Origin of the sequence: Geodermatophilus sp. YIM 151500, from assembly GCF_025716945.1 — a bacterium.
In the GTDB taxonomy this organism is placed as follows: domain Bacteria; phylum Actinomycetota; class Actinomycetes; order Mycobacteriales; family Geodermatophilaceae; genus YIM-151500.
The window spans coordinates 132,801-154,314 of record NZ_JAOVZT010000012.1; the positions used below are offsets into that span (position 1 = coordinate 132,801).

At 75.8% G+C, this 21,514-nt stretch carries 16 protein-coding genes; 5 read left to right on the forward strand and 11 right to left on the reverse strand.

Annotated elements, in window-relative coordinates:
- The first annotated feature begins 28 nt into the window (after window positions 1-28).
- From rsmG to OF117_RS18095, 3 genes are all read left to right on the forward strand, one after another.
- On the forward strand, window positions 29-739 hold the full coding sequence (rsmG, locus tag OF117_RS18085; RefSeq protein ID WP_263554254.1) for a 16S rRNA (guanine(527)-N(7))-methyltransferase RsmG: 711 nt from the start codon (window positions 29-31) through the stop codon (window positions 737-739).
- Window positions 740-832: 93 nt separating this feature from the next.
- Window positions 833-1,882 (forward strand): ParA family protein, encoded by a 1,050-nt coding sequence (locus tag OF117_RS18090; RefSeq protein ID WP_263554238.1) that lies wholly within the window; start codon window positions 833-835, stop codon window positions 1,880-1,882.
- Entirely contained in the window at window positions 1,879-2,937 is a 1,059-nt protein-coding gene (locus OF117_RS18095) for a ParB/RepB/Spo0J family partition protein (RefSeq protein WP_263554239.1), read from the forward strand. The genes OF117_RS18090 and OF117_RS18095 overlap by 4 nt, the downstream gene beginning before the upstream one ends.
- An 87-nt stretch (window positions 2,938-3,024) precedes the next feature.
- On the opposite strand, the gene OF117_RS18100 is transcribed toward OF117_RS18095, so the two are convergent.
- From OF117_RS18100 to OF117_RS18140, 9 genes are all read right to left on the reverse strand, one after another.
- The gene (locus OF117_RS18100; RefSeq protein WP_263554240.1) at window positions 3,025-4,023 is read right to left on the reverse strand and encodes a D-alanine--D-alanine ligase; all 999 of its coding nucleotides are present in this window, start codon (window positions 4,021-4,023) and stop codon (window positions 3,025-3,027) included.
- Window positions 4,020-5,402 (reverse strand): PLP-dependent aminotransferase family protein, encoded by a 1,383-nt coding sequence (locus tag OF117_RS18105; RefSeq protein WP_411969466.1) that lies wholly within the window; start codon window positions 5,400-5,402, stop codon window positions 4,020-4,022. Before OF117_RS18105 ends, OF117_RS18100 begins: the two co-directional genes overlap by 4 nt.
- A gap of 337 nt (window positions 5,403-5,739) precedes the next feature.
- On the reverse strand, window positions 5,740-6,939 hold the full coding sequence (locus tag OF117_RS18110; RefSeq protein ID WP_411969467.1) for an N-acetylmuramoyl-L-alanine amidase: 1,200 nt from the start codon (window positions 6,937-6,939) through the stop codon (window positions 5,740-5,742).
- Window positions 6,940-7,106: 167 nt separating this feature from the next.
- The gene (trxA, locus tag OF117_RS18115; protein WP_263554243.1) at window positions 7,107-7,433 is read right to left on the reverse strand and encodes a thioredoxin; all 327 of its coding nucleotides are present in this window, start codon (window positions 7,431-7,433) and stop codon (window positions 7,107-7,109) included.
- Between the two features lie 237 nt (window positions 7,434-7,670).
- Window positions 7,671-8,645: a thioredoxin-disulfide reductase gene (trxB, locus tag OF117_RS18120; protein WP_411969468.1), complete on the reverse strand. Its 975-nt coding sequence runs from the start codon at window positions 8,643-8,645 to the stop codon at window positions 7,671-7,673.
- Between the two features lie 174 nt (window positions 8,646-8,819).
- Window positions 8,820-10,733, reverse strand: coding sequence for a hypothetical protein (locus tag OF117_RS18125; protein WP_263554245.1), 1,914 nt, complete (start codon window positions 10,731-10,733; stop codon window positions 8,820-8,822).
- Between the two features lie 79 nt (window positions 10,734-10,812).
- On the reverse strand, window positions 10,813-12,474 hold the full coding sequence (murJ, locus tag OF117_RS18130) for a murein biosynthesis integral membrane protein MurJ (RefSeq protein WP_263554246.1): 1,662 nt from the start codon (window positions 12,472-12,474) through the stop codon (window positions 10,813-10,815).
- Window positions 12,475-13,088: 614 nt separating this feature from the next.
- Window positions 13,089-15,593, reverse strand: a complete 2,505-nt coding sequence (locus tag OF117_RS18135; protein WP_263554247.1) for a DUF6049 family protein — start codon at window positions 15,591-15,593, stop codon at window positions 13,089-13,091.
- A 104-nt stretch (window positions 15,594-15,697) separates the two neighbouring features.
- Window positions 15,698-16,174 (reverse strand): NUDIX hydrolase, encoded by a 477-nt coding sequence (locus OF117_RS18140; RefSeq protein ID WP_263554248.1) that lies wholly within the window; start codon window positions 16,172-16,174, stop codon window positions 15,698-15,700.
- A 326-nt stretch (window positions 16,175-16,500) separates the two neighbouring features.
- Here OF117_RS18140 and OF117_RS18145 point away from each other — a divergent pair, with 326 nt between their 5' ends.
- Window positions 16,501-18,024 carry a CCA tRNA nucleotidyltransferase gene (locus tag OF117_RS18145; protein WP_263554249.1) on the forward strand — a complete coding sequence of 508 codons (1,524 nt, stop codon included), beginning with the start codon at window positions 16,501-16,503 and terminating at the stop codon, window positions 18,022-18,024.
- Between the two features lie 186 nt (window positions 18,025-18,210).
- On the opposite strand, the gene OF117_RS18150 is transcribed toward OF117_RS18145, so the two are convergent.
- Window positions 18,211-19,530 carry an MFS transporter gene (locus OF117_RS18150; RefSeq protein WP_263554250.1) on the reverse strand — a complete coding sequence of 440 codons (1,320 nt, stop codon included), beginning with the start codon at window positions 19,528-19,530 and terminating at the stop codon, window positions 18,211-18,213.
- A gap of 333 nt (window positions 19,531-19,863) precedes the next feature.
- On the opposite strand from OF117_RS18150, the gene OF117_RS18155 reads away from it, so the two are divergent.
- On the forward strand, window positions 19,864-20,415 hold the full coding sequence (locus OF117_RS18155; protein WP_263554251.1) for a YqgE/AlgH family protein: 552 nt from the start codon (window positions 19,864-19,866) through the stop codon (window positions 20,413-20,415).
- Window positions 20,416-20,605: 190 nt separating this feature from the next.
- Here the strand turns inward: OF117_RS18155 and OF117_RS18160 are convergent, their stop codons facing one another.
- The gene (locus OF117_RS18160) at window positions 20,606-21,364 is read right to left on the reverse strand and encodes a hypothetical protein (RefSeq protein ID WP_263554252.1); all 759 of its coding nucleotides are present in this window, start codon (window positions 21,362-21,364) and stop codon (window positions 20,606-20,608) included.
- Window positions 21,365-21,514: the final 150 nt, after the last annotated feature.

Below are 21,514 nucleotides of genomic sequence, written 5' to 3' on the forward strand. Positions count from 1 at the left end.
CGGAGCGCCCCGCGGGAGCGAACCGGCGATGTCGAGCGGGCGGGGGCGTGAGCAGCGCAGCGAGGGCGAGGCGTCCACCGCCCCACCGCCGCCGACGCCGGGCGCTGCCGCTGCGGTGTTCGCGGCCGCCCTGCCGGCTGCCGAGCGCTACGTCGCCCGGCTGGCCACGGACGGAGTCACCCGCGGCCTGATCGGGCCCCGCGAGGTGCCACGGCTGTGGGAGCGGCACGTGCTCAACAGCGCGGCCGTCGCCGAGGTGGTGCCGGACGGGGCGCGCGTCGTCGACGTCGGCAGCGGCGCGGGGTTGCCCGGCATCCCGCTGGGACTGGCTCGGCCGGACCTCACCGTGACGCTGGTGGAGCCGATGGCACGGCGGATCGCCTTCCTCGAGGAGGCGGTGGCCGACCTCTCCGACGAGACCGATCGGGATCGGAACCGCTGGCGGATCGTCCGCGGGCGGGCGGAGGACCGGTCGGTCGCCGCCGCGGTCGGGCCCGTCGACGTGGTGACCGCCCGGGCGGTCGCGCCGCTCCCCCGTCTGGTCACCTGGTGCCGCGGGCTGCTGCGCCCCGGCACCCGGTTGGTGGCCCTGGTCGGCGCCCGCGCGCTCGCCGAACTGCCCGGACTGACGGGCGAGCTGATCGCTGCGGGCATGCAGGACATCCACCCGCGGGCTGTCGGCGCGGAGCTCGGCGACGCTGCCACTACCGTGGTGGTCATGTGGCGTGGACCGCGGTGACGGAGCGGCGCGGCTCCGGACCTGTTCCACGTGGAACCCGTAGATCGACCCGACCCCGTTCCACGTGAAACGGATCGGCAGGAAGGACCCGCGATGACCGACCCGGGCGAGCGGCTGCGCAGCAGTCTCGCCGATCAGGCGTCTCCCCCCGGGACGGACTTCGACTCCCCGATCGCCATGGAGGCGCTGCGCGCCACGCGGGTCCTGCACGCGGCCGACCAGGATCCGTTCCCCCTGCCCGGCCGGATCCGGGTCATCACGGTGGCCAACCAGAAGGGCGGCGTCGGCAAGACGACGTCCACGGTCAACCTCGCGGTCGCCCTGGCGCTGTACGGGCTGCGGACGCTCGTCATCGACCTCGATCCGCAGGGCAACGCCAGCACCGCCCTCGGCGTCGAGCACACCGTCGGGACACCGTCGGTGTACGACGCCCTCGTCGGAGACGCGACTCTGGGCGAGGTCGTCCACCCGACGACCGCGAGTCCGCACCTGCTGTGCGTGCCCGCCACCATCGACCTCGCCGGCGCGGAGATCGAACTGGTCTCCGTGGTCGCCCGCGAGCACCGCCTGCGGCGGGCCATCGAGGCGTACCTCGTCTCGCTGCCGACGGAACGGCGGCCGCACTACGTGCTCATCGACTGCCCGCCGTCGCTCGGGCTGCTGACGCTCAACGCGCTGGTCGCCGGCGACGAGGTGCTGATCCCCATCCAGTGCGAGTACTACGCGCTCGAGGGCCTCGGGCAGCTGCTCAACAACATCGACCTGGTCCGCCAGCACCTGAACCCGGGCATCGCCGTCCGCACCATCCTGCTCACCATGTACGACGGCCGGACCAAGCTCGCCGACCAGGTGGCCGACGAGGTTCGCAACCATTTCGGCGACCTGGTGCTGCGGGCGGTCATCCCCCGCAACGTCCGCGTCTCCGAGGCCCCCGGCTACGGCCAGTCCGTGCTCACGTACGACCCGGGCTCGCGCGGCTCGACCAGCTACGTGGAGGCGGCCCGCGAGCTCGCCGAGCGGGGCGCCCACCTGCGGCCCCTGCCCGCCGAACGTCCCGGCAGCAGCCCGGCCGCGCCCCCGGTCGCCGCGCTCGCCTTCGGCGGGGCCGCCCCCGATCCCTTCCCGACCGAGGAGCAGCGATGAGCAAGCGTGGTGGCCTGGGCCGGGGGCTGGCGGCGCTGATCCCCACGAGCGCCCCGCCGGCCGAGAGCCCCGCGGCCGGACCGCCGGGCGCGCCGTCCCCTCCCCCGCCCGCAGCGACCGAGGCCTCCGGTGCACCGGACGGCGGAGGGGCAGGGTCACCGATCAGCCTGGTCCCCGATCCGGTGGTGCCTCCTCCGCCGGTCGAGGAGCCGACGGTGGGAGTGCCCGGCGCCCAGCTGCGCGAGGTCGCGGTCGCCGACGTCGCCCCCAACCCCAAGCAGCCCCGGCAGGTCTTCGACGACGAGGCGCTGGAGGAGCTGACCCACTCCGTGCGGGAGTTCGGGCTGCTGCAGCCGATCGTCGTCCGGGAACGGACCGGGGACGGCGACTCCCCCGCCCGGTACGAGCTCATCATGGGCGAGCGCCGGCTGCGGGCGGCGCGTGCCGCCGAGCTGGACACCGTGCCGGCCATCGTCCGCGACACCACGGACGACGCCCTGCTCCGCGATGCGCTGCTGGAGAACATCCACCGGGTGCAGCTCAACCCGCTGGAGGAGGCAGCGGCCTACCAGCAGCTGCTCGAGGAGTTCGGCGCGACGCACGAGGAGCTGGCCGGCCGGATCGGCCGCAGCCGCTCCCAGGTGACCAACACGATCCGGCTGCTCAAGCTGCCGGTGAAGGTGCAGACCCGGGTCGCCGCCGGCGTCATCTCGGCCGGGCACGCCCGGGCGCTGCTCGGCCTGGCCGACGCCGACGCGCAGGACGCGCTGGCCACCCGCATCGTCGCCGAGGGTCTGTCGGTGCGGGCCACGGAGGAGGCGGTGGCGATGGCCGCCGCCGAGCAGCCGGCCGCGAAGCGGCGTACCCGGCGGATGACCGCGCCGGGCGTCGAGGACCTCGCCGGCCGGCTCTCCGACGTCTTCGAGACGAAGGTCAAGGTGCAGATCGGTCGGGCCAAGGGCCGCATCGTCGTGGAGTTCGGCTCGGTCGACGACCTGCAGCGCATCATCGGCCTGATGGCGCCGGACATCACCGGACGCCGTCCCGAGGCCTGATCCCCGGCCACGACATCGATCCCCGGCGGTTCCGTCACGGCGGATATCGGGGGCGCGGAGGACCGGACGGGTGACCGGGCGGAGAGGTCAGCGGCGGGCGGAGCGGGCGCGGCGGGCGATGAGGTCGGCGAGGACGTCACCGAGCGCGTAGCCGGCCGCCTCGACCGCCATGGGGAACATCGAGGTCTCGGTGAGCCCGGGGGAGACGTTCACCTCGAGGAAGTGGACCTCGCCGTCCGGGGAGACGATCGCGTCGGTGCGCGAGAGGTCGGCCAGGCCGAGCGCCTCGTGCACCCGCACGGCCAGCGCCGCCGCCCGGTCGGCGACCCCGGCATCCAACCGGGCCGGGGCGTGGTACTCCGTGAGGCCCGGCGTGTAGCGGGCGGTGTAGTCGAACACCCCCGACTCGGGCGCGATCTCCACCGCGGGCAGCGCCTCGGGTCCCTCACCCAGGTCGACGACGGCCAGCGCGACCTCCACACCGTCGACGAAGCGCTCGACCAGCACGGTGTCGCCGTAGGCGAAGCAGCTGACCATGGCGGCGGGGAGGTCCTCGACCCGGCTCACCTTCTGCGCGCCGAGCGCCGAGCCCCCGGACGCCGGCTTGACCATCAGCGGCAGGCCGAGGCGGGCGACGATCAGGTCGAGCACGGCGCCGGCCCCGAGCTCGCGGAAGGTCGAGTGCGGCAGGGCGACCCAGTCCGGCGTCGACAGCCCCGACGACCGGACGACGGACTTCGCGGCGGGCTTGTCCCAGGCCACCCGACAGGCGGCGGCCGGTGACCCGACGTAGGGGACGCCGGCCAGGTCGAGCACCGCACGCAGCGCGCCGTCCTCACCGGTGGCGCCGTGCAGCGCTATGAACACCGCGTCGGCCGGTGCGGCCGCCAGGCCGGGCAGCAAGTCGGCGTCGGCGTCGCGCAGCTCGGCGTCCAGCCCGACGCGGACCAGCTCCTCGGCGACGCGGGTGCCCGACGAGAGGCTGACCTCCCGCTCGAACGCCAGCCCGCCGGCCAGGACGACGGTGCGCAGGTGCCGGGCCCCGGCGGCGGACCCGCTCACCGGGGCGGCGACTGAGTCGCTCATGCCGACGGGTCCTCCGCCGCGTCGTTGCCGGCCGGGCCGACGAGCGGGGCGGTGTCCTCACCACGGGCCGGCCGGGCCGGCTGCGCGACGGCCCGGAACGAGCCGGTGTCGACCGCGTCGAAGGTGCTGTGCAGGTCGAGCTCGGCCTCGATGACCCGGGCCAGCCGGCGCACGCCCTCCCGGATCTGGTCGGGCTCGGGGTAGCAGTAGGACAGCCGCATGTTCTCCCGGCCCGATCCGTCGGCGTAGAACCCGATGCCGGGCACGTAGGCCACGTGCGCGTTCACCGCGCGCGGTTGCATCAGCTTGGCGTCGAGCCCGTGCGGCAGCTTCAGCCAGACGTAGAAGCCGCCGTCCGGGTGGGTCCAGGTGGTGCCCGCAGGCATCAGCGCGGCCAGCGACTCCAGGGTGGCGTCGCGGCGCTCGCGGTACAGCTCGGTGAACACCTTGATCTGCTCGCGCCACGGCTGGGTGTCGAGGTAGCGGGCGACGGCGTACTGGGTGAGCGACGGCGGGCAGAGCACCTGCGCCTCGGTGGCCAGCACCAGCTTCTCCCGGACGGCGAGCGGCGCGAGCACCCAGCCGACCCGCAGCCCCGGCGAGAACGTCTTGGAGAACGAACCGAGGTAGATGACCCGCTCGGCGTCGCGGGCGCGGAGTGCATGCATCGGCTCGTGGTCGAAGCCCAGCAGGCCGTAGGGGTTGTCCTCGATGACGAGCAGGTCGTACCGCTGGGCCAGCTCGATGATCGCCTGGCGCCGGGGCTCGGACAGCGTGACGCCGGCCGGGTTGTGGAAGTTCGGCACGGTGTAGAGGAACTTGACCCGCTCGCCGGCGGCCCGGCAGCGCTGCAGCGCCTCCTCCAGCGCCTCGGGCACCAGGCCGGCGTCGTCCATCGCGACGTGCCGCACCCGGGCCTCGGCGGCCTGGAAGACGCCCAGGGCGCCGACGTAGCTCGGTCCCTCGGCGAGGATGACGTCACCGGGGTCGCAGAACACGCGGGTGACCAGGTCAAGGCCCTGCTGCGAGCCGACGGTGACCACGACCTCGCTGGGCGAGGCGTCGGTGATGCCCTCGAGCGCCATCACGTCGCAGATCCGCTCGCGCAGCCGCGGATCGCCCTGCCCGGAGCCGTACTGCAGGGTCTGCGCGCCCATGCCCGACACCAGGTCGCCGATCATCGAGCCGACCGCGTCGAGCGGGAGGGCGGTGACCGCCGGCATGCCGCCGGCCAGTGAGACCACCTCGGGCCGGCTCACCACGGAGAACAGCGCCCGGATCTCGGAGGCGCGCATCCCGTGCGTGCGGGCGGCGTACCGGTCGGCCAGCGGATCGAGCCGCGGATGGCGCGGCGCGGGGTGGGGCGCACCGTGGGTCAGGTGGTGCGTCCCCGGGGATCCGGGACCGGCCGGCGGGCCGGACGGAGTAGTGGCCACCTGCAGCAGTGTAGGGAGCGCCCGGCCAGACGTCGGGTGGACACGGCGGTGCGGACGGACCCGTCCGGCTCCCGGGTGGGAGCAAAGCTTCCTATGCCTGCGGTCCCGCGGTCGGAGGGCGGGGCAAGGCTTCCTATGCCTGCGGTCCCGCGGTCGGAGGGCGGGGTGAAGCTTCCTATGCCTGCGGTCCCGCGGTCGGGGGGCGGGGTGAAGCTTCCTGTGCCTGCGGTCCCGCGGTCGGAGGGTGGGGCAAAGCTTCCAATGCCCTCGGGGAGCGGGCTCAGGCCCGGGCCGGCAGCGTGAAGGTGCCGGTGGGCGGGTCGGCCTCGGCGGGGAGGAAGAGCCGCTGGACGGCGGCCAGCACGGCGTGCGCCACCGTGCTGCGCAGGCGCGCGTCGAGCAGCAGCAGCCGGTCGACGTCGTGGGAGAGGTATCCGCAGTCGAGCCGGACGGCGGGCATCCGCGACATGCGGAGCAGGTCCCAGGTCTTCGGGTAGGAGCCGAGGTCGAGCATGCCGGTGCGGGCGACGACCTCCCGGCGGACCAGGTTGGCGAACTGCTCGCCCACGGTCGAGGAGACGCCGGACCCGGTGCCGTAGTAGTAGCTGGCCACGCCGCGGGCGTGCTCGGAGCTGTGCGCCTCCATGTGCAGCGAGAGCAGCAGGTCGGCACCGGCCTCGTTGGCGAAGCGGGTGCGTTCGGCGGCGGTGGGCGCCTGGTCGCGCCCCCGGGTCAGGTAGACCGTGGCGCCCGCCGCCGCCAGCCGCCCCTCGATGCGGTACGCCAGGTCGAGCACCAGGTCGGCCTCGGTGGTCTCCCCCGCGGTGAAGCCGGTGTCCTCGCCACCGTGCCCGGGGTCGACGACGATGCGCCGGCCGATGAGGTGGGGGCCGCTCTCGACGAACGACGCGCTCTGCCGCAGCAGCTGCGGCCGGCCGCCGGTCACCTTCCGGCCGAGCTGGCGGAGGGCTCGCAGCGTGGAGGGCCCGCAGGTGCCGTCGGCGGTCAGCCCGTAGTCGCGCTGGAAGGCGCGCAGCCCGGCCTCGGTCTCCGGGCCGAGGATGCCGTCGGCGCGCCCGGCGTCGTAGCCGAGTTCGAGCAACCGCTCCTGCAGGTGCGTGACGTCGTCGCCGCGCATCGGCCGCTCGGGGTCGTAGCGCAGCAGCCGGTCGCCCAGAGCCCACCGGGCCTCCGTGAGGGCGCGGTAGGTCTCGTCCCCCACCAGCCCGTCGACGGACAGCCCGCGCACCTGCTGGAAGTGCCGGACGGCGAGCTCGGTGTCGGTGTCGAAGACGGCCGACTCCAGGCCGGCGCCGACGTCGGTGGACGCGCCGCCGGCGCCGACGTCGGTGGACGCGCCGGCGTTGCCGGCGGGGGGCGCGGCGTCCCCACCGGCGGGCGGCAGCAGGCCGAGGATCTGCAGCGAGATCTGCACGTCGGCCACCGCCGGCCCGCGATCCCCGGGCCTCAGCGGCCGCATGCGGCTGTGCTCTCCCATCGGGGGGATTGTCGCCCGCCCGCCGCGGCGCGGCCCGGCGGGGGGTTCCCTTCCGGCCACCCGACCGGTCAGGGACGACCGGGCCCACCCGTCCGGAGGGACGGGTGGGCCCGGGTCGTGTCGACGTCCGCTGGTGACGCGGACGTCGATCAGATGAAGTCGGACAGGTCGTTGAGGATCTGCCCCTTGGGCTTGGCGCCGATGATGCTCTTCACCGGCTTGCCGCCCTGGAACACCGTCATGGTCGGGATCGACATCACCTGGTAGTCGCGCGCGATCTGCGGGTTCTCGTCGATGTTGAGCTTGGCGACGGTCAGCTTCTCGGCGTGCTCGGCGGCGATCTCCTCGAGGACGGGGGCGACCATCTTGCACGGGCCGCACCACTCGGCCCAGAAGTCGACGAGGACGGGCTTCTCGCTGCCCAGGACGTCGTCGGCGAAGCTGGCGTCGGTGACGGTCACGGTGTTGCCTGCCATGGTCGTTCTCCCTGTCGGTCGACTGGCGGGTGGTTCGGTTCTGCGGTGGCTCCCGGGGAGGCAACCCGCCTGCCCCCGGTCTTATGCCCGGACCGGTCCGGCCGTGTGCACGGGCGACGTCACCGTCCGGCCGTGTGCACGGGCGACGTCACCGTCCGGCCCGGTGCGGGCCGGACGGCCCGGGACGCCGAGCGGGACCGGGGGGACGCCGGACCGGCGGCCGGCCGGGCCTAGGAATCAGCGCTCGTCGAAGGTTTCCGCGAGCCAGCGCTCGGCGTCGATGGCGGCCGCGGCACCCGTACCCGCCGCGGTGATCGCCTGGCGGTAGATGTGGTCCACGACGTCACCGCAGGCGAAGACGCCGTCGAGGTTGGTCCGCGTGGAGGGGTGCTCGACCTGCACGTAGCCGGCGTCGTCGAGCTTGAGCTGACCGGCGAACAGCTCGCTGCGCGGGTCGTGCCCGATGGCGACGAACACGCCGGCCACCGGCACGTTCTCGGTGCTGCCGTCGGCGACGTCGGTCAGCTCGACACCCTCGACCGAGTTCTCGCCGAGCACGTCGGTCACCTGCTTGCCGAGCGCCCAGCGGATCTTCCCGTTGTCCTGGGCGCGCTTCTGCATGATCTTCGAGGCGCGCAACTCCTGGCGCCGGTGGACGACGGTGACCGACTTGGCGAACCGGGTCAGGAATGTGGCTTCCTCCATCGCCGAGTCGCCGCCGCCCACGACGACGATGTCCTGGTCGCGGAAGAAGAAGCCGTCGCAGGTGGCGCAGGCGGAGACCCCGCGGCCGAGGAGCCGCTGCTCGTTGTCCAGGCCCAGGTACCGGTACTTCGAGCCGGTGGCGATGATGACGGCGTGCGCGAGGTGGACCTCGTCGCCGACCTTGACGACCTTCGGGTTGGCGGTGAGGTCGACCTCGCTGACGTCACGGGCCTGGAGCTCCGCGCCGAAGCGCTCGGCCTGGGTGCGCATGTCGTCCATGAGCTGTGGGCCCTGGATGCCCTCGGGGAACCCGGGGAAGTTCTCGACCTCGGTGGTCGTCATCAGAGCGCCCCCGAACTGGGAGCCCTCCAGGACCAGCGGGTGCAGGTTGGCGCGCGCGGCGTAGACGGCCGCCGTGTAACCGGCGGGCCCGGAGCCGATGATGATCAGATCGCGCACGCCGTCGCGCTCGCCCGGGGGGACGGCGGGGTTGCCGCGCGTCGTCACGGCGGGGCCGGGGGTCGGGTGCTCTGAGGTCACGGGCGGCACAACCAGCATGGTAGGGGCGCCATTCCCCGGCGGCGCACCCTCGCCCGGCACCGGCGCCCGCACGGACGACGGCGTCCGGGCAGGACGGCGTCCGGGCAGGACGGCGTCCCCGGGACGGCGGGCTGCCCGGACTCAGCCTGCGGCGAGCAGGCCGACCTCGGCGAGGTCGGCGGCGAACCCGTCGCCGCTGGGCACCAGCTGGGTGATCCAGACCAGCACGTAGCGGCCGGTCACCGGCTCGGCGAAGGTGAGATCGGTGGACCCCTCCAGAGTGCCCGCGGCCACCACGGGGAAGGCGTCCAGCCCGGCGTCCGGATCCGGGACGGACCGGACCTCCACGGTCGTGCCGGGCAGCGAGGTGGCGATCCGCGCGCCGGCCAGCGTCTGCTCCGAGCCCAGGTCGTAGAGCACGCCCATGCCGGGCTTGAGGTTGCCGAACGCGGGCGAGCGGAGGTAGGTCACCGTCGACCAGGCGGTCGCCGGGTCGCCGTCGAAGGACAGCGGGACGTCGCCGTCGTTCTCGGGGCCGGCGTCGCCGAAGGGGTCGAAGACCCGGGCCTCCGCGATCGGCACCGGCGCCCCGGTGGACGGCGGCGCGTCCTCGGCGGCCGTCTCGTCGCCGGCACCGGCCGACGCGCTGGGCGGCGGCGTCGAGCCGGGGACCTCGTCGACGGACCCGGCGACCGACAGCACGCTGTTGCCCAGCCAGAAGCCCACCCAGACGACGAGGGCCAGCGCGAGCACGGGCAGGCCGACGACCAGCAGCCGGCGGCGGGCGCCGGTCGGCGCCAACCGCTCGTCGTCGGCGTCGTCGTCGTGGGGGGTCCCGGCCTCGTCGGCGTCGTCGTCGAGGACGGCGAACGGCTCGTCGTCCTCGACGGCCGGACCCGGCCCGTACACGTCGCGGGGCAGCGCGCGGGTCCGGTCGTCGGCGACCGGGGGCAGCCCGGCGACCACCGTGTCGCCGGGGCCGGCCGGCCGCACCGGGTCGGGGGCCGGACGGTCGGAGGCCGGGCGGGCGGAGGGCGGCACGGGGACGGGCGGCACCGGGGTGGGCGGTGGCACGGGCGGGCGGGCCTGCGGATCGAGCCGGACGGGAGCCTCCGCCGCGGTTCCGGCCGGGATGTCCTCGTCGCCCGCGGCGGGGCGGGCCGCGGCCGGTGACCGGTCGGTCCGCCGGCGGCGGGGCAGGCCGGCGACCGCGCCGCGGACACGCGCGTCCGGGCCCCGGCGGCCGCTGTCGGGGCCCGCTGCCGTCTCGGCCGGGCGGTCGCGCCGGCGCCGTCGACGTCCGCTCTCGGCCTCGTCGCCGCGACCGCCGGAGGGGACCGGTCCGGTTCGCGGCGGTCGCTCGGCGAGCAGGGACGCCATCGCCGCCACCGACGACAGGCCCTGGCCGGGTTCGCCCGACCGGGCGCGGCGGGCGAGCGCGACGAGGTCCGGCGCCGCACCCGGCGGAGGCGTGTCGGGCTGTGCCGGCCCGTCCGGGTCGCCGCTGAGGCACGCCTCGAGCAGGACGCCGAGGGCGCGGATGTCGCCCTCGATGCTGCCGGTGGCGGCCGGGACGGCGCGCAGTCCGACCAGCCCGGAGGGGCGCAGCACGACGGTGGCCGGCGTGATGCCGCCGACCGCCAGCCCTACCCGGTGCGCCTCGGCGACGCCCTCGGTGAGCCGGCGCATCATCGTGCGCACCTCGCGGTCGGGCAGCGGGCCGCGGCCGAGCCGCTCGGCGAGGGTCTCCCCGTCGATCCACTCGTTGACCACGTAGGCCGCCGAGCCGGGCACGCCCTCCTGGTCGGTGCCCTCGGAGGCGTCGTAGACCATGGCCAGCGCGGGGTTCGCCAGCCCGCCGGCGGTCAGCGCCCGGTTGATCCAGGAGCTCGCGGCGGCGCCGGCCGGGCTGTGCACGCGGACCGCGACGTCGCGGTTGAGCACGCGGTCCCGGGCGCGCCAGCAGCGGATGACGCCGGTCGGCGTCTGCTCCTCGGGCCCGATCTCCTCCAGCGGGCGGTACCGGTCGGGCAGGTCGGTGGTCGTGGACGTCATCGCCGCCGCCGCCTCCCACCCTCGGTCCGCCACCGGTGCGGCCGCACCGGTACCGGCGCCGCCTGCCGCGAGACCGGTGTCATCCGCGCCCACCGCGGGCGCGGACCGCGGCCAGGGGCTCGCGGATCTCGCGGACGCGGGCGAGCACGAGACCGGCGAGGGCCGCGACGCCGACGACCACCGTACCCAGGGCCACGCGGGCGAGCGAACCTCCCACCGAAGTGCCCAGCGCGTCGTCGGCCAGGGCGAGCGCCAGCCGGCCGATCAGGCCGGCGACGACGGCCACCGCGGCCATCGTCGCGACCGGGACGAAGGTCCGGCGGGTGTGCAGACCGCCGAGCCGGCGGCGCAGCGCGACGTCCCCGAGGACCCAACCGGCGACGTAGGTGGCGCTGGTGACGAGCATCAGCCCGGCCACCACGTCCCGCGGCTCGACCACGACCGGCACGAGCAGCAGCAGCGGCACCCGGACGCCGACCATGCCGACCTGGATGAGCGTCGGGGTGCGGGCGTCCTTCATGGCGTAGAACACGCGCAGCTGCAGCAGGGTGACCGCCATCGGGAGCAGGCCGAACGCGCCGATCGACAGCGCGGTGCCGATCGCCCGGGCCTCCTCGACGCCGGTCTCCCCACGCGCGAAGGCGACGACGGCCAGGGCCGGCCCGATCACGACCAGCGCGGCGGTGACCGGCAGCAGGCCCAGCGCCGACAGCCGGGTACCGAGCGACAGGTCCTCGACGACGCCGGGCACGTCGCGGCGGGCGGCGGCCCGGCTCATCCGCGGCAGCAGGGCGGTGAGCAGCGCCACGCCGATGATCCCGTAGGGCATCTGGAACAGCAGGCTGGCGTAGGAGTAGGCGCTGGACCCCAGCCCGCCCTGCCGGGTGGCCTCGTTGGCGATGCGGTAGGCCACGACGACGCCGAGCTGGCTCACCGCCACGTAGGCGGTCACCCACAGGCCGAGGCCGCCGGCCTCCCGCAGGCCGGTCTGGCGCAGTCCCCAGCGCGGCCGCACCGGCACGCCGGCCCGCCGCAGGAGGGGCAGCAGCACGACCGCCTGGACGGCGATGCCCAGGGTGGTGCCGATGCCGAGCAGCCAGACCTGCGGCGGGGTGATGCTCGCCGGGGTGAGCCCGCCAGGGCCGCCGGCGGCGATGAACAGCGCACCGGTGGCGATGACGACGACGTTGTTGAGCACCGGCGCCCACGCCGGCGGTCCGAACACGTTCCGGCTGTTGAGGATCGCGGTCGCCACCGCGCCCACGCCGTAGAAGACGATCTCGACCAGTAGGATGCGGGCCAGCCAGTTGGCCAGGCGCACCTGCTCGGCGTCGTCGGCGATGCCGTAGAGCGCCGTCAGCAGCGGTGCGCCGAGCACGGCGAGCACGGTCACGACGCCGAGCCCGGCGACGGCGACCGTGGCCAGCCGCTGCGCGTAGGCCACGCCCCCGTCCCGGTCGCGTTCCTGCGCGTGCACGAGCAGGGGGACGACCACGGACGTCAGGACGCCGCCGAGCAGCAGCTCGTAGACGATGTTCGGCAGCGTGTTCGCGGTGTTGTACGCGTCCGCGACGAGGCCGACGCCGAGGGCCGCAGCCAGCACCATCGTGCGCAGCAGCCCGGTGACCCGGGACACCAGCGTGGCCACCGCCATGGTCCCGGCGGCCCGCAGCAGCCCACCGCTGCGGCCGGGCGCCTCCTCCTCGGTGCCGGTGTCCTCCCGGGGCGACGGCTGCGGCACCGGGGGAAGGGCCGTGATGATCTGGGTCTCCTCCGCCGCCGGCAGCCACCGGTGGCGGACCGCAGAAGCCGGTGGCGGCGGCAGCGGGAGGCCGGTCGGGCCCCGCTGCGGCCCGCTGCGGGACGCCGGAGTCGGTGCCGCGGGCGGCGGCGATGGTGGTGGCGGCGGTGGTGGCGGCGGTGGGGGCGGTGGCGGTGGTGGCGCCGGACGAGCCGGGGTCGGGGCGGGCCGAGCCGGGGTCGGGGTCGGGGTCGGCGCCGGGGTCGGTGGTGTGCCGTCGTCCCCGGGTGCCCGACCGGACAGAGCATCGGCCGACGGCGCCTCCCGGGGTGGTTCCGCGCGGTAGGGCGCGGGTGGCAGCGGAGGAGGCGATCGCCGAGCGGCCGGTACCGGGCGGACGCCGTCCTCCGGACCGGCGCTGCCGGTCGGCCCGGCGGCGGTCGGCCCGGCGGCGGTCGTCCCCGTGGCGGTCGTCCCCGTGGCGGTCGTCCCCGTGCCGTCGTCCCCGTGCCGGTCGCCCGCCCCGTGGTCGACGACGTCTCCGTGGGCGGGGTACGGGTCGGCGAGCTCCCGGGCGGAGGGCTGCTCCTCCGCGCGGTCCTGGTCGGCGGAGCTCACACCGGGCTCCGGGCCGGCGGAACCGGGGAGAGGGCGCCCTCGGGCGCGCCCTGCGCGCCACCCGCCGCAGCGGCCCGGCGCTTGAGCAGGAAGCGCACGAGGCGGCGGAGGAAGAGCAGGCCGAGCAGTGCGAAGGCGCCGCCGGTGATGAGCAGCGAGAGGGTGCCGTAGGCGTTGCTCCGCACCTGCAGGCGCACGGTCTCGCCGAGAGGCCTGCCCCCGGGGGTGCTCAGGCCGGCCGTCACCGCGAAGCGGCCCGACTGGCGCACCTCGGTGGGCACCTGCAGCGTCGTCCGCTCCCCCGGGGCCAGCACCTGCGGGCCGACGTCGTCGACGGAGAACCCACCGCTGCCCCGGCTGCGCAGGTCGAGGAGCACCTCGACGGCGAAGGGGAGGTCGTTGACCACCGTCAGCAGCAGCGGGGCGTCCTCGGACGCGAGGCTGTAGGTGCCGTCGGCCGGGGCCAGCAGGGTCACCCGGTCGAGCAGCCCGTCCACGGTGGCCCGGAGGTCGGCGGCGGCCTCGCCGAACACCAGCGGCTCGTCGCGGTGCTCGACCGAGGTGGTCCGGGCGATGGCGGCGTCGACGGACTGCAGCGCGGTGGCCGGGTCGTCGACGACCGCGCCGGCCAGGTCGTCACGCAGCTGCTCGGCCGCGGCCACGTCGGCCAGGCCGGCGGTCCCCAGGCGCACGGCGTCGGGTGGGTCGACCAGCTCGCCCCCATCCACCACGGCGTCCTGGACCAGCAGGCCGTCGAGGGAGACCGGCTGCAGCCACGGCAGGCCGGCGGTGTCGGCCATCATCGCGCCCGCGCCGTCCGGACCGGCGTCGACCGCGCGCGGTGGCGCGACGAGGACGGTCGGACGGCTGCCTGCCGGGGCCTGCAGGCCGATGACGGCGAGTTCGGCGAGGTAGCGCTGCTCGGCCAGCCGCGGCCCGCCGCCCCACTCCTCGGCCTCCGCAGCGACCGTGCCCAGGACCGCGTCGGCCACCAGCACGTCCAGCTCACCGGAAGCGCTGTCCACCGAGACGCGCGCACCGGCGGTGCCGGGATCCAGGCCCAGCGCCTCCTCGGAGTCGCTCACCCCGGCGGGTCCCAGGACGGTGTGCCGGACGCCCCCGCCACGGAGCGTGGCGACCGAGTCCTCGCGTAGCGAGCCGCCGGGCGCCCAGGCCAGGTCGGTGCGCGGGACGACGCCGAGCGCGTCGGCCAGGATGCGGGCGCCGGCACCGGCCGGGGCCCCGTCCGCGGCCGCCGCGTCCGGCGTGCCGGTCGGCGCAGCGGTGCTCTCCGCCGGCGCGGCCGGCTCGGCGGCTGGCTCCCCCGCCGGCGCGCCCCCCTCCGCGGCGTCGCCCTCGCCGCTCTCCGCGTCCGGGCCGGGCGAGGGCGACGGGGACGGCGCGGCGTCCTCCGCGCCGATGGCGGCCGGCGGACGGCCCGGTGGGTCCTGCGCGGTGCCCTCGGCGGTGCCGGGCAGACTGCGCGTCACGACGTCGGTCAGTCCCGCGGCGCTGAGCGCGTCGATGTCGACGTCGCCGTAGGGCAGGGCGACGACCGGGTGGACCGCGGCGGCCGCGCGCAACCGGTCGAGGAACGCCCTGGCGGCCTCGGTGCCGCGGCCGTCGTCCTCGACGCCGGCGACCGCGTAGGGCCCGGCCGCCATGAGGACGAGCTCCTCGACCAGCGCGGGGTCGACGGCGAGGGCGACGGGCAGCAGCGGCACGGCCGCCGCCCCCTCGGTCGGGGCGCTGCGCGGCAGCCGCTCCACCACGGCCAGCGCCCGGTCGAGCCGGCCGCCGGAGCCCACCGACCGGGCGAGGTCGCCGTCCACGATCTCGCCCGCGGCGTTGCGCGAGCTCTCCTCGACCAGCGGCCACAGCCAGGCGACCGTCGTCCGGACGTCGGGGACGACGGGCTGCTGCACCAGGTAGCTCGAGAGCTCCGCCACGCGGCGGCGCAGGCCGTCGGTGGTGGCGTTGACGTTGAGCAGGACCGGGTAGACGCCGTCGCGGTCGATCTGCAGGTCGCTCGCGGGCACGGAGTAGCTGAACGGCAGCGAATCCCCCGGCGCGAGCTCACCGGGCACGTCCTGGAAGGTGGCGAGCACCGTGGTGGACGGGTTCTGGTCCGCCTCGATGGCCAGCGCGGCGCGCGAGGTGAGCCTCTCCCCCCGTTGCAGGCGGACGGCGAGGTCGCTGATCGCCTGGTCGCCGGTGTTGGTCAGCGTCCCGGTGACGGTGACCGTCGACTCCGGCGTCAGCGTGCGCGGCTCGAGGCGCCCCACGTCGATGCGGACCGGGCGGTCGGGGTCGGACGTGTCGTCGTCCGGCTGCGGGCGGGTGGCCGCGCCGGGAGGCGGCGTGCGCGGAGCGGTCGACGCCGCGAGCCCCGCCGGGTGCGCCTGCGGGGGACGCGGTTCTCCAGCGGCGGCGTGCGCCGGGCCGGGCAGGGCGGCGGGCAGCAGGACCACCGCCACGGCGGCCGCCCACCGCGACAGCATCGTCCGCGCAGAGCTCCCGGGTCGGGGACGGCCGGTCCTCCTGCCGCTGGTGCGCGGGGGGTCGACGGCGGCGTGGCGGCCGGCGCGACCGGCTGCCGGCCGCGTCACGCGCTGTCGGCCAGCAACGCGGGCACGCGCTCGACCAGGGCCCGCTCGTCGGCGTAGGCCAGCCGTCCGCTCAGTTCCGTGAGGGGCACCCAGGCGACCTCGGTCACCTCGATGTCGGCGTCCGAGAGGGCTCCGCCGATGGCGCGGAGCAGGAAGTGGTGCACCGTCTTGTGCACGCGGCGGCCGTCGGCGACGAACCAGAAGTCGATGATGCCGAGCGGCGCGACGACCTCACCGATGATGCCGGTCTCCTCGGCGACCTCGCGGACGGCGGTGTCCTCCGGGGTCTCGCCTTCTTCGATGTGCCCCTTCGGCAGGGACCAGAGCAGCCGCCCACGGCGATCGGTCCGGCCGATGAGCGCAGCTCGTGGTCCGGTCACCCCGTCGTCGGCCACCACCAGGCCCCCGGCGGAGGTCTCGTCGACCCGGCGCAGCCGGCGGCCGGGGCGTCCGCGACCGCCCGTCCCAGCCATGTAGGGAGGGTAGCGCGACGCGCGCCACTACCCTGGCTCGTCGTGTCCGCACCGCCCCCGCGTCGTCCCTCGACAGCCCCGGGAGCACCACGGCGGGGAACGAGCGATCGGTGGCCGCGCAGCAGGGTCCCGCCGCGAGCCTGCGGGTGGTGGGGGACAGGACGGTCCTCCCGCGGGGCGCGGAGCCGGACCGGTTGACAGGGCCGGACCGGTGGACAGGGCCGGACGATCGGTCCGGGACGATCGCGGCGACGTCGGAGCCGACGGGGCGCGAGGGTCACGACGAGCGCCGGCGAGCGAGGAGCGGAGGGACCGCGGAGGTGAAGGTGACGTCGAGCGAGCACCCGACCGTCGGGGGCGGCCCGGCGGGGCGGCGTCGTCCGGCGCCCCAGCCGGTCCCGCCGGCGGTCCAGCAGACGGTCCGCGAGCTCGTCGACCTCGCGCCGGTGCTGGCGGAGCTCGGGGAGCGGTTCGCGGCCGCCGGCTACGAGGCCCACCTGGTCGGCGGGTCGGTGCGCGACGCGTTGCTGGCGGCCGGCCGCGGGACGCCGCGGGTCCCCGGCGACCTGGACGTGACCACCGACGCCCGGCCCGAGCAGACGCTCGGCGTGCTGCGCGGCTGGGCCGGTTCCACGTGGAACACCGGCATCGAGTTCGGCACGGTGGGAGCGGAGGTCCGCGGCGTCCGGCTGGAGATCACCACCTACCGCGCCGACCGCTACGACCGGCACTCGCGCAACCCCGAGGTCGCCTACGGCAACTCGCTCGAGGACGACCTGGCTCGTCGCGACTTCACGGTCAACGCGATGGCGGTCTCGCTCGGCCCCGACCGGACGGTGACCGATCCGTTCGGCGGGCTGGGCGACCTGCTGGCCGGCCGGCTGCGGACGCCCGGACCCGCGGTCGACTCCTTCGCCGACGACCCGCTGCGCATGCTCCGCGCCGTCCGCTTCATCGCCCAGCTGGGTCTGACCCCCGATGACGAGGTCGTCGAGGCGATCACCTCGATGGCGGGGGAGCTGGCGAGGATCACGCCGGAGCGGGTGCAGATGGAGCTGTCCAAGACGCTGCTGCAGGACTCCCCCCGCGCGGCGCTCGAGCTCTTCGTCGCGACCGGGCTGGCCGACGTCGTCCTGCCGGAGCTCTCCGCGCTGCGGATGGAGATCGACGAGCACCACCAGCACAAGGACGTCTACGCCCATTCGCTGACCGTGCTGGAGCAGGCGATCGCGCTGGAGCAGGCGGATCCGGCGGCCGGGCCGCCGGACCTGGTCCTGCGGCTCGCGGCGCTGCTGCACGACATCGGCAAGCCGGCCACCCGGCGGCACGAGCCCCGGGGGCGGGTGTCCTTCCACCACCACGAGGTGGTCGGCGCCAAGCTGGTGCGCAAGCGGCTGACCGCGCTGCGGTACTCCAAGGAGATCATCGAGTCGGTCGCCCGGCTGACCTTCCTGCACCTGCGCTTCCACGGCTACGGCGGCGGGGAGTGGACCGATTCCGCCGTCCGCCGGTACGTCACCGACGCCGGTGACCTGCTCCCCCGGCTGCACAAGCTGGTGCGTTCGGACTGCACGACGCGCAACCGCCGCCGGGCCGCGGCGCTGGCGGCGACCTACGACTCGCTCGAGGCGCGCATCCGGGAGATCGCAGCGAAGGAGGACCTGGCGCGGGTGCGCCCGGACCTCGACGGCAACGCGATCATGCGGATCCTCGGCATCCCGCCCGGGCCGGACGTGGGCCGGGCGTGGAAGCACCTCAAGGACCTGCGCCTCGAGCACGGACCCCTGGAGCCCGACGAGGCCGAGGCCGCCCTCCGCGCCTGGTGGGCTGCGAACCGCAGTGGAGCGTGAGAGTGCAGGAAAGCTCGCTTCCCACCCATGGCGGCCCGTTGACCCAGCGGGGACGGTGGTTGGCCGCGCCCTGCTACGCGGGGAGCGCGGCCGTGCTGTCGCACCGCAGCGCCCGGGCGGCGCGGGGCGCTGCGGATCGACGAGCCGAGCCCCGGTGGACCGGCCGGGTGGCACTGCGGGCTCGAGCTAGTGCACCTCGTGGCTCGAACGGAGTGCGGGAGGCGAGAAGACCTCGCCTCTCGCACTCCACCAGGCGAAGAGGGCGGCGGTGAGGAGGTAGAGGACGGCGACGGCGACGAGCACGCCGTACGACACCCCGGACGGCGGCAGCGCGAACGCGCCGATCACCAGCGCCACGACGAACAGGACGTTGAACAGCGTGTCGTAGACGGAGAAGACCCGGCCGCGGTGGTCGTCGTCGATCGACTCGTGCAGCGTCGTGTCCACGCAGATCTTCACCGCCTGGCCGACGAAGCCGATCCACAGCCCGCCCGCGACCGCCGTCGGCGGGATCAACGGCAGGGCCAGCGTCACCTGGGCGAGCCCCGCCCCGACCAGCAGGACGGTGATCCAGCGCGGCTTGCCGATCCGCCGCACGACCCGCGGCGTGACGACCGCCGCGAGCAGGGTGCCGAGCCCACCCGCGGCGAGCACCTGGCCCAGCCCCACCAGCCCGCCGGGGAAGGGCGCCTCCCACCCGGCGAACGAGTTCCGGTAGAGCAGCAGCGTCATCAGCGTCAGGGCGCCGTAGCCCACCCGGTGCAGGCTGATCGCCGCCAGCGCCGCGGCCGCCGGCGGGTGCGCCCAGGCGTGCCGGGCGCCCGCGACCATGCCCGCGCCGACCGCGCGGGCCGACAGGCGCGCCGACCGGGTGGCGGCGTCCGGCCCCAGGTGGTCGCGGGAGAAGCCGGCGACGACGGCGGAGGCGGCCAGGTACGGCAGCGCGGAGGCCAGCGCCACGGCGGCGTACCCGGCGTCCCCCGAGCCGGTCAGCTGCAGCAGGCCCAGCGCCGCTCCGCCGCCGACGATCGCCGACACCGCGCCCGACGTCGTCGAGAAGGCGTTGGCCGACACCAGCGAGGGCCGGTCGACGGTGTGCGGCAGCGACGCCGACAGCGCGGCGAGCACGAAGCGGTTGACCGAGATGACGGCCAGGCCCGCGACGTAGAAGGCGCTGCCGGTGACGCCGGTGACCACCAGCGCGGCCACGACCGCCACGAGGGCGGCGCGCACCACGTTGGCGTGCAGCAGCACCTGCCGACGGCTCCAGCGGTCGATCCACACCCCGGCGAAGGGGCCGACGAGGGAGTAGGGCAGCAGCAGGACGGCGAAGCCCGCTGCGACGTCGAAGGGATCGGCGGCCCGCTGCGGGTTGAACAGCACCGTGCCGGCCAGGGCCGCCTGGAAGACCCCGTCGCCGAACTGGGACAGCAGCCGGGTGCCCAGCAGCCGCCGGAAGTCCGCCCGCGGCAGCAGGTGGCGCACGGTCGTCGGCGCCGGCTGCACGTCGGTCACCCTACGGCGCCGCAGCGGGTCGCCGGGTGACCGCCGAGCGCCGCTCGGCCGGGCCGGGGCCACGGGCGGGCGACCGCGGCACCGATCCGGGCGCCTCCGTGCCGCGGCGCGCGCTGAACGGGATTTTCGCGCGGAGCGACCTGCGCCGACGTCCACAGGCGCGGAGTCCCGACCTCCCTCGCGCGCCGGGGTGATGCACACTGGTCGGCGATGACTTCGGTGCCCGCGTCGCCCGATCCCGAATCCGGACCGCCGTTACGGCCCGCGACGGGACGACGCCGCCCCGGCGCTGTTCCGCGGCTGTCCATCGGGTGCCTCGACGACGTGTGCCCGGGTGCCCTGCTGGTCGCCATGCCGTCGCTCAGCGATCCCACCTTCGCGGGCACCGTCGTGTTCGTGCTCGACCACTCCGACAGCGGCACGGTCGGCGTGGTGCTCGGCCGGCCCAGCCAGGTCGAGATCCGTGACGTGCTCCCCGGCTGGAGCGAACTCGCCGTCGAACCCGGCGTCTTCCACGTCGGTGGCCCGTGCGAGTCCGACACCGCGCTGTGCCTGGCCACCTCCGTCCCGTCCGCCGGTGAGTCGGGGGCGCTGCGTCGCGTCGCCGGCCCGGTGCACCTGGTCGACCTCGACAGCGATCCGCAGGAGCTCTGCGGCCGCCTCGGCGGCCTGCGGGTCTTCGCCGGCTACGCCGGCTGGTCCCCCGGGCAGCTCGCCGGGGAGATCGCCGAGGGGGCCTGGGCCTGCGTCCCCGGTCATCCGGACGACGTGCTCAGCCCCGCCGCCGGGCCAGATCTGTGGCGCGCGGTGATGGGCCGGCAGACCGGCCGGCTCGCGGTGCTCTCGACCGCGCCCGCGGACCCGACCGCCAACTGAGCGCCCGGGGGCGCCGCGCGTCACCCGGTCGGATTCCCGCGGCGCGTCGCGCGGCGCGGACCCCGTGGGTCTGGTAGGAAATGCGTCGGGAGGGGGCGGTCTGGGGAAGAGGCCGCCTCCTCCTTTCCACGTCCGGGCCCGACCGCCCCGCGTGCCGCCCGCCGGGCCCGCCCGACGCCGGGCCCGCCGTTCAGAGCGCCAGCGCCTCCACCACGGCAGCGTGGTCCGCCGCGTCGGCGGTCGCCGCGTCGTCCGGCAGGTCGATCTCCTGCCGCCCGTGCTCGTCGAGGGTGACCGTCACGACGGCGTCCGTCCCCGGGACGGGCGTGCGGAACTCCACCAGGAGCGCGTCGGCGGCACCCACCGCGACCGCCCGGCCGCCCGCCTCGAACGTGACCACCGGTCGGCCGTCGACGGCCCGCTCCCCCTGCCAGGTCCAGCCACCGTCGAGGAACGCCCGCGGGTCGTCGGCGGTGCGCGCCGACAGCTGCAGCACCAGGTGCGCCAGGACGTCGACCAGCGCGGCGGTCTCCCCCTCGATGACGGCCAGCGGACGGCGCAGGTAGTCGGCGTCCGGAGCGCCGTCAGTGGCCAGTGCCTCGGCCAGACCGGGCACGTCGCCGAACCAGATCTCGTCACCGTTGAAGAAGACGGTGTGCGTCTCCTCCTCGCCGTCGTCGGTGGTGAGCTGGGCCTGCGCACGGCCGCGGGCGGTGCGGAAGTCGACCTCACCGGTGAGGGTCAGCACGGCGGCCTCGCCGAAGCGCGTGCTGGCCACGAAATCCGCGCCACCCTGGCGGTGGTTGCGCTGCAGCAGCCCGGCCAGCGTGCCGGCCTCCTCCTGGGTCAGCCCGTCGCCGGGCCGGCGGTCGGCGTCGCCGTCCGTCGAGCAGCCGACCAGCAGCGCCGCCGCCGTCCCGAGCGCGGCGAGCCGGGCGGACGGTGGCATGCGGCCAGCCTAGGCAGCACGGCACCGTCCACGGGGACGACGCGGCCGGACCCGCACCCTCGCTCGGGTGCGGGTCCGGCCCTGGCTCTCCTGCAGGGCCCACTTTCAGCGGTCGATGTCGCCGCGGATGAAGGCTTCGACGAGGTCGCG

Excerpts from the sequence above, each read along its gene's own strand:
- trxA (WP_263554243.1), bottom strand. The coding sequence starts at position 7,433 with ATGGCAGGCAACACCGTGACCGTCACCGACGCCAGCTTCGCCGACGAC.
- OF117_RS18090 (WP_263554238.1), top strand. The coding sequence starts at position 833 with ATGACCGACCCGGGCGAGCGGCTGCGCAGCAGTCTCGCCGATCAGGCG.
- OF117_RS18135 (WP_263554247.1), bottom strand. The coding sequence starts at position 15,593 with ATGCTGTCGCGGTGGGCGGCCGCCGTGGCGGTGGTCCTGCTGCCCGCC.
- OF117_RS18125 (WP_263554245.1), bottom strand. The coding sequence starts at position 10,733 with ATGACGTCCACGACCACCGACCTGCCCGACCGGTACCGCCCGCTGGAG.
- rsmG (WP_263554254.1), top strand. The coding sequence starts at position 29 with ATGTCGAGCGGGCGGGGGCGTGAGCAGCGCAGCGAGGGCGAGGCGTCC.
- OF117_RS18140 (WP_263554248.1), bottom strand. The coding sequence starts at position 16,174 with ATGGCTGGGACGGGCGGTCGCGGACGCCCCGGCCGCCGGCTGCGCCGG.
- OF117_RS18095 (WP_263554239.1), top strand. The coding sequence starts at position 1,879 with ATGAGCAAGCGTGGTGGCCTGGGCCGGGGGCTGGCGGCGCTGATCCCC.
- OF117_RS18100 (WP_263554240.1), bottom strand. The coding sequence starts at position 4,023 with ATGAGCGACTCAGTCGCCGCCCCGGTGAGCGGGTCCGCCGCCGGGGCC.
- OF117_RS18110 (WP_411969467.1), bottom strand. The coding sequence starts at position 6,939 with ATGCGGCCGCTGAGGCCCGGGGATCGCGGGCCGGCGGTGGCCGACGTG.
- OF117_RS18160 (WP_263554252.1), bottom strand. The coding sequence starts at position 21,364 with ATGCCACCGTCCGCCCGGCTCGCCGCGCTCGGGACGGCGGCGGCGCTG.